Below are 13,504 nucleotides of genomic sequence, written 5' to 3'. Positions count from 1 at the left end.
CGCGTGCCCGGCCCGGGGGCCGGCATGCCCGGCCGACGGTACGGCCCGGCCCGGTGGCGCGCCGGGAACCGAGAGCCGCGGAGCGGCGTGCCCCCCGGGCGCCGGAGCCTCCCGGGTCGCGGACCACGGGGCCGGGCCGGGAGGCGGTACGGGGTGTTCCGACACCGGCGGCAACAGACCCGCGCCCCCGTACTCGGGAAAGCCGCTGTGGTCGGGAAGGCGCGTGTGCGTGACGACGACCCCGTCGGCGCCGCCCGGGACAGCCGCGCCACCGGCCATCCCCACCGCGCCGGCCGGCGTCCTCTCCCCTCCGCCCAGGGCGGACTGCCGGGACTCGGCCCCCAGCGCGTGGCCGCTCGCGGCGGCCGCCGACCTGAGCTGGTCGATGACCGGCGACTCGTACTCCTCCAGCAGGGCCGAGGGCAGCAGCACGACGACGAGCGTGCCGCCGTAGACGGACTCCCGCAGCTCCACCTTGATCTTGTGCCGCTCGGCGAGCCGGGCGACCACGAAGTGGCCGAGGCGCGGGTCCTCGCCCAGGGACGTCATGTCCAGCTTCGGCGGCTGGGCGAGCAGCTCGTTGGCTGACGCGATCTTCTCGGGCGGCATGCCGAGACCGTGGTCCTCGACATGGATGGCCAGGCCCTTGGCCACCTTCGTCGCGCTCACGGACACCTGGGTGTCCGGCGGGGAGAAGCTCGTGCCGTTCTCGATCAGCTCGGCGAGCAGGTGCGTGACGTCCGCGACGGCACGGCCCGCGAGGGCGACGCGCCGGTCCGCGGGCAGATTCTTGACCTTGACGCGGGTGTACTGCTCGGTCTCGGCGACCGCGCTGCGCATGACATCGGTGACGGAGAGCGGCGTGGTCATGCGGCGGCTGGGCGGGGAACCGCTGAGGATCACCAGGTTCTCCGCGTGGCGCCGCACACGGGTGGCGAGATGGTCGACCTTGAAGATGTCCTTCAGCAGGTCGGAGTCCTCGTGCTTGCGCTCCAGATCGTCCAGGAGCGAGATGAGACGGTGGATCAGGATCTGGGTCCGGCGGATGAGCTGGGCGAAGACCTTCTCCGTGCCCTCGCGCCCCCGGGACTGGCGCAGTGCGGCGTCAGCCGCCATGCGGCCCAGCCGGTCGATGGCGCCGGCCAGCCGCTCCAGCTCGTCCGTGGTGTGTTGACCCTGCGGGGCCAGGGTGCCCGGGGCGAGCCGCTCGCCCTGTTCTATCCGGGTGAGCAGCTGGGGCAGCGTGCGGGAGATCTCCTCGGTGTGCGACTGCAGTTCGGAGAGCCGGCCGAGCGTGGAGCGGCGGGCCCGCAGCGCCAGCACCGCACCGCCTGCCAGCGCGGCCAGCGTGGCGGCGGTGCCCAGCAGCATGCCCAGCAGCAGGCCGTCGGCCCGGTCCGAGGCGTCGTCCGCCAGCCCTTGCACGGAGTCCCCGCCCAGCGACCGCAGTTCACCGAGGACGCCGTCGGCGGCGTCCGGCCACGACGAGGCGTCTGGGGGCAGGGCGGTGTCCTTGGCCCCGGTCACCGAGTCGCCGACCCCCGCCAGCGTCGTCCACTGCCCGCCCCCGGTGATCCGCGCGTATACGGCGCCCGCGCCGGCGGGCAGGTCACGCGTGGTCAGACTCGCGGCGAACTCGCGCTGGAGCGCCAGGTACTGCGCGAACCGGGCGCGGGTGGCCGCGGGCATACGGCCGGAGGGCAGCACGCCGGCCAGCAGCGCGTCCTGGCGCGAGAGCATCTCCGTGATCTGCAGCAGGGACGTCGTGGCGGCACCGCCGTGCGCGAGGGATCCGTCGTCGCTGCGGACGGCGGCGGTGACGAGCGAGACGCCCTGGGCGATGGTGTCGGTGAAGTACTGGAAGGCGTCGGCGGCGGACAGGGTGCGGCCGTCGACGGCGTCCCGGCGGTCGGAGAGCGCGCCCAGCGCGTCGTCGAGCGACTTGGCCCGGCGCTGGAGGGCCGGGGTGTCCCGGCCCGGTGATCCGAGGTAGGCGGCGCGTATGGTGTCGGTCTTCCTGCGGGCTGCGTCGAGGTCCGTACGGGCGGTGCCGCTGCGGCTCGCCTGCCAGACGGCGGTGAGGCGGCGCTCGTTCTGCAGGGCGGACAGCACGGCCTGGGCCGGCCGGGCGACCGAGGAGTCGTGGTCCGCGTCGGCCTGCAACTGGATCTGCTCGTCGACGAGACCGGCCGCCGTGTAGCCCCACAGCCCGGTGAGGCAGGCCGCGGGGACGACGAAGGGCAGGACGAACGAGAATCGGAGAGATCTGCGCGGGGCGGACCGATGACGTGTGCGCCGGTCACGGGTGCCTGGCATCTGATTCCTCGTACGGCAGCGGACACTGGTTCGGTCGGGACGGTGCAATGTGCCGGAATCGTGCCCGGTCGGGGACTTGACGCACCATCATCGAAGTCGGGAACAGCCTGCACCGTATCAGGATCATGGCGCAGCGTCAGCAATCGATAACAGCAACTGCGCCTGGGCCAGCGGTAGTTGAAAAGCCGACCGCCCGGGCTGACCGCGGTCGTCGCCCGGGCGGCTGTGGAAAGGAAGTCAGAGCAGAGCGAGGAGTCTGGGTGTGTACAGGGCTTCCGCCCCCTCGATTCCCGCCACCATGTCGAAGTAGATCGAGGTCAGCTCCGGATCCGCCTGCACGGCCCGCAGCAGGGACAGCCGCTGCTCGTGCGGTGCGAGCCGGGCGACGGCGAGCGTGGCCTCGTAGCCCGGGGTCAGAGCCGCGTCCCGCTCTTCTGCGAACCGCCCGAGCGCGGCGTCGAGTTCGGCCGGGGAGCCGTCCAGCCGGCCCTCCAGACGGCGTACGAGCGCGTCGACCTGCAGGAAGGTGTCACTGATGCCGCGCGCGGTGATGGAGTCCTTGTGGTGTCCCGCGTCACCCACCAGGACCCAGCCGGGCCCCGTCGCCCGCCGGAAGAAGTTCTGCTGGTCGCCGGTGCCGCGCAGCCGGTCCACCGGCTCCTTGCCGTCCAGCCGCTCGTACAGGGCGGGGGCGGTGGTGCGGATCTGCTCGCGGTAGGCGCGGTGCGCGTCGGTGCGGACCTCCTCGAAGCGGGACTGCGGGAAGTAGGCGAGGACGAGGGTGGCCGCGTCGTTGGTCGCCACGGCCGCCACCCAGCTGCCCGGGCGCTCGTACAGCTCCAGCGTCGCCGGCACGCCCTCCCAGTACGTGTAGTAGGCACAGGTCAGCCGGGGGTCCTCCACGGTGAACGGCGCCTGGGCCAGCCGGGCGACGGCCGAGCGCATACCGTCCGCGCCGATCACCAGGCGGGCGCGTTCGGTGAAGGAACGACCGCCGTGCGCGCCCTCCACGCCGGCGATCCGTCCGCTCTCGTCGCGCACCAGTCCGGTCACCCGGCAGTGGTGGCGCACCTCGACACCCGCGGCGGCCGCCGCCTCGACCAGGATGGGGTCCAGGACGTGGCGGCGTGGGGCGTACCCCGCCTGCTGCCCCTCCACGCCCCGGGCGCACCCCTGGAGGCGGATGTCGGCGACTTCGTACAGCGCGTGTTCCAGGGGCGGGCATCCCGAGGCGCGCACCGCGTCCAGCAGTCCCCAGCGTGCGAGCGCGGCGACGCCGGGCTGGTGGATGAGATGGGTGGAGAGCGTGTCGGTGCCGGGCGGGGCCTTGTCGAGCAGGAGCACCCGGTGCCCCGCGCGTGCGAGCAGCATGGCGGTGGTCGCACCGGCGCACCGAGCGCCTACCACGATGGCGTCGAACATGTGGGTTGCCTCACAACAGACGTCTGGGGATGGGGCATTGTGGTGCCGTGGCCCGGGCACGCGTGGCTCAGCGGGCGCATTCGAGTTCGCCGAGCAGGGCCCGCCGGTCGATCTTGCCATTGGTGTTCAGCGGCAGTTGGTCCAGGACCGCGATCCGGCCGGGCAGCATGTACGGCGGCAGCCAATCGCCCAGCGCCGCGTACAGCGCGTCGGATGTGCAGTCGGCGCCGCCGACCGCGGCCCGCAGCTCCGGTTCGCCGTCCGCGGCGGGCACCGCGAGGACGATCGCGTCCCGTACTCCCGGCTGCCGCCGCAGCAAGGCCTCTATCTCGCCGAGTTCGATCCGGTGCCCGCGTATCTTCACCTGGTGGTCGGTCCGTCCGAGGTGTACGAGGTGTCCGTCGCGCACGGCGACCCGGTCCCCGGTGCGGTACCAGTGCCGGTCACCGGGCGGTTCGTCGCCACCGGGCCCCCCGTCGGGCGCGCGGAAGCGCCCCGCGTTGTTCGCCGGGTCGAGGTAGCCCGGGAAGCGCAGAGGTCCGCGCACATACAGTTCGCCGCTGTCGGCGGGCCGGCCGTGCTCGTCGAGCAGCAGCAGGTCGAGGACGGGGTAGCCGGTGCCGATGGGAGCGGTCCCATTCGCGGTGTCGGGCCACTCGTCCGGATCGTCGGGGAACCGGTACGCCGTGCAGGAGATGGTGAGTTCGGTGGGTCCGTAGAGCACCTCGAGACGGCTGCCGGGTGCCGCGGCCCGCCATTCCCGGGCCGCGTCCAGGCTCAGCGGTTCACCGCCGAAGATGCTCCACCGCAGCGTGGGCATGCTGCCCGGCCGCAGGGTGCCGAGACGGGAGGCGAAGGAGATCAGGGACGGCACCGAGAACCAGTGGGTGAGGCGCAGGGTGTTGACGGTCTTCACGGGGGACAGGAGCTGGCTGCGCTGGGGCACCACGAGGGTGCCTCCGCCCGACCACGCGACGAACAGGTCGTGCACGGAGCCGTCGAAGGTCAGCTCGAAGGACTGCGACAGCCGGCTGCCCGGTGCGATGCCGTAGCGCGGGGCGACCTGGCCGAGGTAGGCGCAGAGGTTGCGGTGCAGGATGGGCACGCCCTTGGGCATGCCGGTCGACCCGGATGTGAAGATGATGTACGCGATGTCGTCCGGACCGGTCTCGCTCCAGGACGGATCGGGATCGGGTCCGGCGGCCAGGGCGGCCAGTTCCTCGGGGCCCACCGTGAGGACGGGCACCCCCGGGTCGGCTCCCGCCCCAGCGGCGTCGGTCAGGACGACCTCCACCTCCGCGGTCTTGACGATGTCGGCCGTGCGGGCCTGCGGGTGGTCGGGATGGAGGGGAACGACGGCCGCGCCGGCCCGCAGCACGGCCAGGTAGCCGGCGTACGCGGTCACCGAGCGGTTCGCCAGCAGGCCCACGCGGCGCGGGGGGCTGCCCCCGGCCGCCGTGACCAGACGGGCGGCGAGCCGCTCCGCCAGGTCGCGCAGTGCGGTGTAGGTGAGCCGCTCCCCGCCCACCTCCAGTGCCACGGCGTCGTCGCCGTACGCGTCGGCGGAGCGGGCGAACCAGGCGTATGCGGTCTGCGGTTCGCTCATCGGGCGGCCGCCTCCAGGGAGCGTGTCCACCGGCGCAGCTCGCCCACCGTGCGCAGCCTGCCGACCTCCTCCGGGTCGACGTCCTGACTGGACCGCTTGGTCAGCTCGACCACGATCCGCAGCTTCGCCAGCGAGTCGATGCCGATGTCGGTGAGGCTGGAGGCGTCGTCGAAACCGGTGCGGGCGTGTTCGCGCAGCACCCACGACGCCAGGTCGCCCCCGTCGTCGCGCCGTTCGCCGGGCCAGTACCGCTTGGTCTGCCAGGGGTAGGCCGGCAGCGGCACGAAGCGGCCGGGGGCGTCGAACAGCTGCTCCCAGTCCACCTCCTCGCCCCGGCGGTAGCGGTGGACGACGGCCGACAGCGGCCTGCCGTCCACCGCCGGTGACCCGGTGAGGGCCGCCGCCAGTTCCTCGTGGCTCGCCCCGACGACCGCCAGCCGGTGCGCGTGGTGCTGCCGGCGCGTGGCCGCGCTGAAGCAGATGTCGCGGACGCGGTACGCGGCTCCCGGGCCGTCGGGGGCGAGGTAGGCGGCGTACGACCGGGCGAGTGCCTCCAGCGCCCCGGGGCTGCGCGCGGAGAGCAGCAGAAGGTACGGGGTGCCGCTCGCGTCCGGCTCGACGGGCGTTTCGACCGGATCGGGACGGCGGATCACCACATGCGCGTTGAGGGCGGAGGAGCCCTGCCCGGAGACCCCGGCGACGGCCGGCCGGCCGTCGTCCGGCAGGTCGACGAGGGCGCCGGGCACGACCAGCGGCAGCTCGTCCCAGGCCACCTCGGGGTTCGGCGTGGCCAGGTGCAGACTGGCGGGCACCTGCCCGTGCTCCAGGCACAGTACGGCCTTGACGAGTCCTGCCATGCCGCCAGCGGCCTCCGCGTGGCCGATGTTCGTCTTGAGCGAGCCGACGAGCAGGGGCCGGTCCGCCGGGCGTCCCGCGCCCAGGACCCGGCCCAGCGCGGTCAGTTCCAGAGGGTCGAGCGCGGGCGACCCGGAACCGTGCGCCTCGACGTAGTCGACGTCCGCGGGGTCGATCCCGGCGTCCTCGTACGCCCAGCGCAGTACCTCGATCTGGCCCTGCAGGGAGGGGTTGAGCACGGAGTCGCTGGTGCGGCCGTCGTTGCCGACGGCGCTGCCCTGGATGACGGCCCGGACGCGGTCCCCGTCGGCCAGCGCGTCCGCGAGGCGTTTGAGGACGACCACCGCCACCGCGTCGCCGGGGGCGTGGCCGTCGGCGCCGGCGTCCCCGAACCGGCTGCGCCCGTCGGCGGACATGCCGCCCGCCTGGCTCATCACCAGACCTTCGTCGGGGCGGAGTTTGAGGTTCACCCCGGCGGCCAGGGCGAGAGGGCTCTCCCGGGCCCGCAGGCTCTGCACGGCCTGGTGGACGGCGACCAGGGAGGACGAACACGCGGTGTCCACGACGACGCTGGGCCCGCGGAAGTCGAAGGCGTGGGAGATCCTGGCGGGCAGCAGCGAGCGGAAGTTGTTGAGCTGGGAGGCGGTGGCGGCCTCCGGGCCCCGGCGCAGCGCCAGTTCCAGGTAGTCGGCACGGGCGTTGCCCACGAAGACCCCGGTCCGGCTGCCCGCGAGCAGATCCGGCCGCTGCCCCGCGTCCTCCAGCGACTCCCAGGCCGTCATCAGCAGCAGCCGCTGCTGTGGGTCCAGTTCCACCGCCTCCGTGGCGGACATCCCGAAGAACTCGGCGTCGAACTCGGCGATCTTCTCCACATAACCCGCGCGGCGGCTGGCCATGCGGCCCGGACCGGGGACGGGGGAGTACAGGGCGTCCACGTCGTAACGTTCGGGAGGCGTCTCGCTGGTGGCGTCCACGCCGTCTCTGAGGAGGGCCCACAGCTCGTCGGTGCCCGATGCGCCGGGGAGTCGGCAGGCCATGCCGATCACCGCCACCGCCCGGGCGTCCACGTCCGGCCTGTTCATGACGTCAACTCCTTCGATGCTTTGCCACTGTCGGTACGAGATGGCGCAGTTGACCTTGCCGCACGACCTGGTGAGGGGGTTGCGGCAGCACGGCATTACCGAGGGCGCGCCTCGGCCGCCGCATGGCCTCCGCCGCGCCGACGTACCGCCGGGCCCCGGTTCCCGGGCGGAAGGGGACGGTTCGCCATGAGCCCGGACACCGTCGTGCCGGGTTCATCCGTCAGACGGACGAGTCTCCTGCCCCGGTCGGCGGGCCCTCGCCCGCGCAGCGGCACCAGGCGGTCGGGAGCGGCGTGGATTTTGGCGCGAAACCGTGTACGGCGCCCTGGCTGAAACGGCCCCGCCGCTTCGGCCCGCGGCGGGAAGCCCGCAGCTCGAACCGTACTTGCCCCACCCCGCTGTGCCCTCTCTCGCAGGTGCATCGCACAAACTCATTACTCTGGAGCCACATCGGCACGACGGGTCCCACCCACCCCCACCATAAGGTGTTCGAACCAAAGTTCGATCATCGGACGCGGTGCCGGGTTGAACGCGCCGACGTCGAAAACCAGCCCGCCGGATGATTGTCGTACGCGAAATCGTTTCCGCTTGCTCGCCCCCCGAGGAATGGCGAGAAGTGATCGCCGCAGGTTGAAACCTGGAAATATTTGGACAGAATCCGGGATTGGGCCTTTGCGTGAGGCCGCCGGGCGCAACGGGAGTATGGAAGATGGAGGCCAACTGCCTTGGGTGCGGAGGGTGTTGGTGCTGGGGCAAGTGATACGGAAAATACCCGGAGGGGCGATCCACGGAGCCGGGGATTCTGATTTCATCGGGTTTCATGGATGCCCTCTCATCTGACCAGGCCCGGCTCGCGGGCGAGCAGCGGAAGCTGCGACTGCAGGTTCTCGGTCTCAATACCGTCGAGGCAGAGGCGACCTTCGACCGTGTCGCACGACTCGCGGCCGGCTTCACCCAGTCACCGTTGGCCATGGTCAACTTCATCAACGACGAGCGGCAGATGTTCCGTGGCATGTATGTGCCCACGGCCTCCCCCGACGACCAGGTGAACCCCGACGGCGGCGGTATCCCCTTCGACCTGAGCAACCTCACCCGGGAGGCCCCCGGCGACTACGGCTTCTGCCCCCATGTGGTGGCCCAGGGATCCCAGCTGGCCCTGGACGACGTCTTCGACTACCCGCGCTTCAAGGGGAACCCCCTCGTCAACGACCTCGGCGTGCGCTCCTACCTCGGTACGCCGCTGCGCGACAACACGGGCATGGCCCTGGGCACCGTGTGCGTCGCCGACTTCAAGCCCCGTGCCTGGGACCGCACCCTGCGGCAGGGCATGCAGGAACTCTCCGAGACGCTGCTGTCCGACTTCAAGCTGCGCGACAGCCTGCTGGCCCAGCAGCAGGAGCTGTTCGCCGTCTTCGACGGCGCGCCCTTCCCCATCATGCTCACCGAGGGCCCCGACCATCTGCTGCGCTACGCCAACGGCAAGCAGGGAGCCGCCTTCGGCATGGTGCCGCAGTTCAGTCCGGGCCGCCTCGTGCTGCCGGGCCTGGAGTCCATGGGCGTCTTCAACGCGATGGACGACGCCTTCCACACCGGGCAGCCCATCACGCTGTCACGGGCGTCGGTCGCCACGTACGACAACCCCTCGCCGCAGGACTTCGCCTTCCTGTGCACACCGGTGCGGACGTCGCCCGGCGCGCCGATCAGCGGGGTGCTCACCGTGGCGATGAACAGCAACGGACAGCCTTACCCCGGATCCGAGCGGCAGGCGTTCGCGGCCAACGTCCAGGAGCGGTTCGAGCGGCTGGGCGCGGGTGGACTGCCGGGCGGGATGCCGGGACGGCGGATGGACGGCGGCGGATACCCGCACTGACCCAAGGGCGCCCCGCCGCGTGGGACCGGACCGTTCTCCCCCTGCGGTGCCGACCCAGAACTCGGTCTCCTCCATCTGCGGCTTCATCAGGTTCCCTTCGGTGCTCGGTGCTCGGTGCTCGGTGGTGGTGCGGGACGGGGGCGGCGCTGGTCAGCGCTGGAGCGGGGGGACGTTGTCGGGACCGAGGTCGTCGCCCGCCGGGGTCGGGGCGGGGATCGTGGCGTGCAGGTGGAGCGCGGGGTTGAACTGGTACTGCGGCGGGTGGTTGTGGACGACGGGCCGAAGCGTCAGGCCGCGCAGGGCGAACATGCTGGCCAGGGCCCACATGAGGGCGGCGAGCCCGGTGGCGGCGGCGCGGCCCCCGGCCGAGGCGGTGGACCAGATCATGGCGAGGCTGCCGATGCCGAACAGCGCCCAGGCGATGCGGGCGCCGGCGCTGCCGAAGAACCCGCCGACCAGTCCGAGCAGCCCGGTCAGTTGCCAGAACGCGTACAGGGCGGCGGGGGCGACGGCGAGGTGGGCGGCCTGGTCGGCGAGGAACACGCGGACGGGGTGGTCGACCGTGCCCCACAGGCCGCTGCCGTCGCTGGCGCTGGCGATGGCGATGGCGCTGGTGGCCGGGACGCCGGACAACCCCTTGAGTGTGGCGGAGGTGATGTCGCCGGCGGCGTCCAGCATCACCACGATGAGGCTGAGCCCGCCGAACAGCGCGGCCGTCTTGATTTAATTGGCGACGTCGTGCCAGCTGGCGTGCCGGGCCTGGCCGACCTCCTCCCACCGCCAAGCCGACGGGTTCGCGGATTCTCGGGGTGGAATCGCGGGGAACCGCAAGGGGACGTGGCGCCCGCTGGCGTAGTAGCCGACGGGTTGGGGTGTGACCGAGGTACGCGCCAAAGGGGCAACGAAATGATCTTGAAGCCCTGAGGGCTCGGCCCCCGCATTTCAGAGGGACACGCGCGCTGTTCTGCCAGCGGCAGAACACCGGCCGGGCCGGGCTCGACGATCACTACAGTCCAGTCTCATGACGGCGATTGCGACGCGTACGGTCGAGTACCCGGCGGACGGTTTGACGATGATCGGGCACCTCGCGCTCCCGGCCGGTGTCGACCGCCGGCCCGCGGTGCTGCTCGGACCAGAGGGCATGGGACTCAGCGACGTCGAGCGCCGCCGGGCCAATGCTCTCGCCGAGCTGGGATACGTAGCGCTGGCCTTCGACCTTCACGGCGGGCGCTATTTGGGCGACCCCAAGGAGATGCTGGCCCGTTGCATGCCGCTGCTCGCCGATCCCGACCGGATGCGGGGCATCGGCCATGCGGCACTCGACGTGTTGCGCACCGAATCGCGGGCCGACCCCGACCGGATCGCCGCCATCGGCTACGGCACCGGAGGCGCCGTCGGGCTGGAACTCGGGCGCGACGGCGTCAACCTGCGCGCGATCGGGACAGTCAACGCACTGACCACGGGCCGACCGGGCGAGGCAGCGCGCATTCGCTGCCCGGTGTGGGCCGGCGTCGGGTCGGAAGACCCGATCATGCCGCCCGCACAACGGAACGCGTTCACCGCTGAGATGCAGGCCGCAGGCGTCGATTGGCGCCTCGCGGTCTACGGCGGCGCCTTGCACGCCTTCCACCACCCGCCGGTCGACCACCCCACGGTCCCCGGTGTCGGCTACCACCCACAGCACGCGCAGCGAGCCTGGCGCGACGTCGTCGACCTGCTCGCCGAGTGCCTGCCCGTGACGGAGGATCTGGGTGCATGACCCAGGCAAACGGCCTGGCGCCAGGCCTGGTCCGCGTCGTGCACTGACAGTCGCCTCCCCTCAAGTCCGCACAGCCCTCAGCCCGAACCGGCGACCAGTGCCTCGCCGAGCGGGGTGCGGCGGTAGAGCACGGACCGTCCGGACCGGGCGCGGACGAGCAGTCCCGCGCCTCGCAGGATGGCGAGGTGGTCTCCTACCGCGCCGGGTGCCATGGCGAGGCTTCGGGCGAGGTGGCTGGTACTGGCCGGGGCGTCCAGCGCCAACAGCAGCCGGGCTCGGGCCCGGCCGACGAGAGCGGTCAGGGCATCCGGTCTGGGGACGCTCTCCTGTTCGCCCCACAGGGCGGCGGTGCCGCGGGCATGATAGATCAAGGTCCTGGGCCAGGGGTCTTCCAGGTGCGCGGCGATATTCGCGATGAATACCGAAGGGATCAGCAGGAGCCCGTCGCCGGCGAGGCGGACTGTTCCGACTTGAGGGAAGTGGCCGATCTCGATACCGCCGGCTTGCCAGGCGATGCTCGGGTGCAGGCTCTCGACGGTCGTGACCCAGCCGTGTTCGCCGATCACACCCACCCGGTGCACGACGTCGCGCCTACAGATAGCGCGCAGTTGCGGCCAGTCCGTGGCGAGCAGCTCGTGCCAGGCCTGGTCCATCGCCTCGGCGATCCTGGAGACGGCGTCCGTGGAGTCCAGCACTGCGCGTACGCGGGGATCACAGGCGGACGGGCCGGTCGCGTTGGTGGCGATTTCGTGGCGGGCCGCTTCCAGTGGTGTGGCCCGGATCATGGCGAGGTCGTCTGCCCAGGTCTGGTTGAGGCCGCGCGGGGGCGGGGCGACGAAGTTCGGTCCGGATTGCGGGCTGTGCAGGGCGAGGGCGGCGTTCAGTTCGCTCTCGCGGCGAAGCCGTTCAAAGGCCGGCAGGAGCCGGGTGGCCCAGGCTCGCGGCAGCGGCCTGCCTTCGCGCGAGCGAGCGCAGCAGGAAGCAGAGGTCCATCGCGGGCGACAGTGCGAAGCGGCTGCGCAGCAGGTCCTCGACGGAGACTTCGAAGCGGAGCACCGCGCCGTGCTACCGAGGGACGCCTGTTCCGATTCGTCCAGCGACAAATCATTGGTGAGTGGTGTGGGCGCATGGCGAGGCTGGGCGTTATGACCCCGACCGCCGAGCCCGCGCAGGGCAACCACCGTGCCACCTACCGGGAGGTGCTGGCCGAGCCGCGATTCCGGCTGCTCTTCTCAACCCGCACCGTCGCGATCACTGCGGACGCGCTGCGGATCACCACGTTCTCGGTTCTGGTCTTCTCGGCCACCGGCTCCCCGCTGCTGAGCGCACTGGCCTTCGGTATCGGCTTCATCCCGCAGCTGTTCGGCTCGCTGCTGCTGGGCTCACTGGCCCACCGGCTGCCGGCCCGCGCGCTCATCACCGGCGGCTACGCCTTGACGTGCGCCGCCGCCCTGCTGCTCGCCCTGGTGCGGATGCCCATCGCGGCAAGCCTCGGGGCCGTGGCGCCAGGGCGTGTTTTTAAAGTGCTGGTCACAGCCATTCGTTGATGGCCGCGACCAGCACGGTCGCCTCATAGCGGACGGCGAGCTTGTCGTACCTCGTCGCCACGGCGCGGTGGCGCTTGAGACGATTGATGCCGCACTCCACCGCGTGGCGCTCTTTGTAGTCGGCTGCGTCGAAGTGCGGTGGCCGGCCACCGCGGGAACCACGCTTCTTGTGGTTGGCGATCTGGTCACGCTTCTCCGGGATCGTGCAGCGGATACCGCGCCGGCGCAGGTAGGCACGGTTCGCGCGGCAGCCGTATGCCTTGTCGGCACGAACCCTGTCCGGCCGGGTGCGCGGGCGGCCCGGCCCGAGCCGGGGCACCCGGATACGGCCCAGGACCACCTGGAACTGCGGGGAGTCACCGCGCTGCCCGGCGGTGATGACCAGCGACATCGGTTTCTGGGCCTGCTCGACCGCCAGATGGAGCTTGGTGGTCAGCCCGCCCCGGGAGCGTCCGAGCCCGTGGTCGTCGGGCTCGGTGAACACACCACCTGGCGGCCCCAGATCCCCTTTTTTGCGGGCACCAGCCGCATGCTGGGGGCCGATTGCTACGGCCCCCCACCCGGGAGCGACTGGTAGTCCCTTTGACTGCGCTGATGGGACTGCCGCTGATCGGCTTCGCTGCCGAGCCCGGAGTGGGCGTCTCGTCTTGTCTGCTGCCGCTCTGCGGCTTCGGATTCGCCTACGGTCTCGGCCTGCAACGGCCGTTCCTGGACGCCCTACCGCAGGATGGCCAGGGCCGCCTTCGGTCTGCTCGGCTCCGGCAGCATGACGCTGCAGGGCGTCGGGCCGGCCTGCTTCGGCGCGGTGGCCGCAGGCATCGGAACAGGCGGAGCAATCGCCCTGGCAGGCGGCGCGGCGGCGCTTACCGCCGGCTGGATTCTCACCTTGCACCCACCTTCCTCCCCGGTTTTTGTCCCGAACTGCTCAACGGGACCAGAGAACGGCACCGAACAGCATGCGTGTAGGTCTCCTGCGCGGTAACCGTCGCAGGTCGTGTCGGCCGCGAACCGTCACACACCCAACCCCCACGCCTCCCTGACAGACAG

General features: G+C 71.7%; 7 protein-coding genes and 4 pseudogenes. 4 read left to right on the top strand and 7 right to left on the bottom strand.

Features of this window, described 5'->3' with window-relative positions:
- From ACFSL4_RS35945 to ACFSL4_RS35930, 4 genes are all read right to left on the bottom strand, one after another.
- On the bottom strand, positions 1-2,316 hold a 2,316-nt coding region (locus ACFSL4_RS35945; RefSeq protein WP_381092180.1), incomplete at its 3' end, for a sensor histidine kinase.
- A 237-nt stretch (positions 2,317-2,553) separates the two neighbouring features.
- Positions 2,554-3,738 (bottom strand): FAD-dependent oxidoreductase, encoded by a 1,185-nt coding sequence (locus ACFSL4_RS35940; RefSeq protein WP_381092178.1) that lies wholly within the window; start codon positions 3,736-3,738, stop codon positions 2,554-2,556.
- A 67-nt stretch (positions 3,739-3,805) separates the two neighbouring features.
- Positions 3,806-5,344 (bottom strand): amino acid adenylation domain-containing protein, encoded by a 1,539-nt coding sequence (locus ACFSL4_RS35935; protein WP_381092176.1) that lies wholly within the window; start codon positions 5,342-5,344, stop codon positions 3,806-3,808.
- The gene (locus tag ACFSL4_RS35930; protein WP_381092174.1) at positions 5,341-7,281 is read right to left on the bottom strand and encodes a beta-ketoacyl synthase N-terminal-like domain-containing protein; all 1,941 of its coding nucleotides are present in this window, start codon (positions 7,279-7,281) and stop codon (positions 5,341-5,343) included. The genes ACFSL4_RS35935 and ACFSL4_RS35930 overlap by 4 nt, the downstream gene beginning before the upstream one ends.
- A gap of 820 nt (positions 7,282-8,101) precedes the next feature.
- On the opposite strand from ACFSL4_RS35930, the gene ACFSL4_RS35925 reads away from it, so the two are divergent.
- Positions 8,102-9,151 (top strand): GAF domain-containing protein, encoded by a 1,050-nt coding sequence (locus ACFSL4_RS35925; RefSeq protein WP_381092172.1) that lies wholly within the window; start codon positions 8,102-8,104, stop codon positions 9,149-9,151.
- 150 nt (positions 9,152-9,301) lie between these two features.
- On the opposite strand, the gene ACFSL4_RS35920 is transcribed toward ACFSL4_RS35925, so the two are convergent.
- Positions 9,302-9,832, bottom strand: a complete 531-nt coding sequence (locus tag ACFSL4_RS35920; RefSeq protein WP_381092170.1) for a hypothetical protein — start codon at positions 9,830-9,832, stop codon at positions 9,302-9,304.
- Positions 9,833-10,172: 340 nt separating this feature from the next.
- Between ACFSL4_RS35920 and ACFSL4_RS35915 the strand changes: the two genes are divergently transcribed.
- Positions 10,173-10,910: a dienelactone hydrolase family protein gene (locus tag ACFSL4_RS35915; RefSeq protein ID WP_381092168.1), complete on the top strand. Its 738-nt coding sequence runs from the start codon at positions 10,173-10,175 to the stop codon at positions 10,908-10,910.
- 77 nt (positions 10,911-10,987) lie between these two features.
- On the opposite strand, the pseudogene ACFSL4_RS35910 reads toward ACFSL4_RS35915, so the two are convergent.
- Positions 10,988-11,966 (bottom strand): annotated as a pseudogene (locus ACFSL4_RS35910) (winged helix-turn-helix domain-containing protein).
- 89 nt (positions 11,967-12,055) lie between these two features.
- On the opposite strand from ACFSL4_RS35910, the pseudogene ACFSL4_RS35905 reads away from it, so the two are divergent.
- A pseudogene (locus tag ACFSL4_RS35905) lies at positions 12,056-12,415 on the top strand (MFS transporter); the annotation flags it as partial.
- Between the two features lie 25 nt (positions 12,416-12,440).
- Here ACFSL4_RS35905 and ACFSL4_RS37655 read toward each other — a convergent pair.
- Positions 12,441-12,992, bottom strand: a pseudogene (locus ACFSL4_RS37655) (IS5 family transposase); the annotation flags it as partial.
- Between the two features lie 2 nt (positions 12,993-12,994).
- Here ACFSL4_RS37655 and ACFSL4_RS37650 point away from each other — a divergent pair.
- Positions 12,995-13,439: pseudogene (locus ACFSL4_RS37650) on the top strand (hypothetical protein); the annotation flags it as partial.
- Positions 13,440-13,504: the final 65 nt, after the last annotated feature.

The sequence above is a fragment of the Streptomyces caeni genome, from assembly GCF_042678285.1.
Lineage (GTDB): Bacteria > Actinomycetota > Actinomycetes > Streptomycetales > Streptomycetaceae > Streptomyces > Streptomyces caeni.
This window is presented reverse-complemented; position numbering and strand designations above follow the sequence as displayed.

Coding starts and splice junctions, on each gene's coding strand:
- ACFSL4_RS35935 (WP_381092176.1), bottom strand. CDS start 5,344: ATGAGCGAACCGCAGACCGCATACGCCTGGTTCGCCCGCTCCGCCGAC.
- ACFSL4_RS35915 (WP_381092168.1), top strand. CDS start 10,173: ATGACGGCGATTGCGACGCGTACGGTCGAGTACCCGGCGGACGGTTTG.
- ACFSL4_RS35925 (WP_381092172.1), top strand. CDS start 8,102: ATGGATGCCCTCTCATCTGACCAGGCCCGGCTCGCGGGCGAGCAGCGG.
- ACFSL4_RS35940 (WP_381092178.1), bottom strand. CDS start 3,738: ATGTTCGACGCCATCGTGGTAGGCGCTCGGTGCGCCGGTGCGACCACC.
- ACFSL4_RS35930 (WP_381092174.1), bottom strand. CDS start 7,281: ATGAACAGGCCGGACGTGGACGCCCGGGCGGTGGCGGTGATCGGCATG.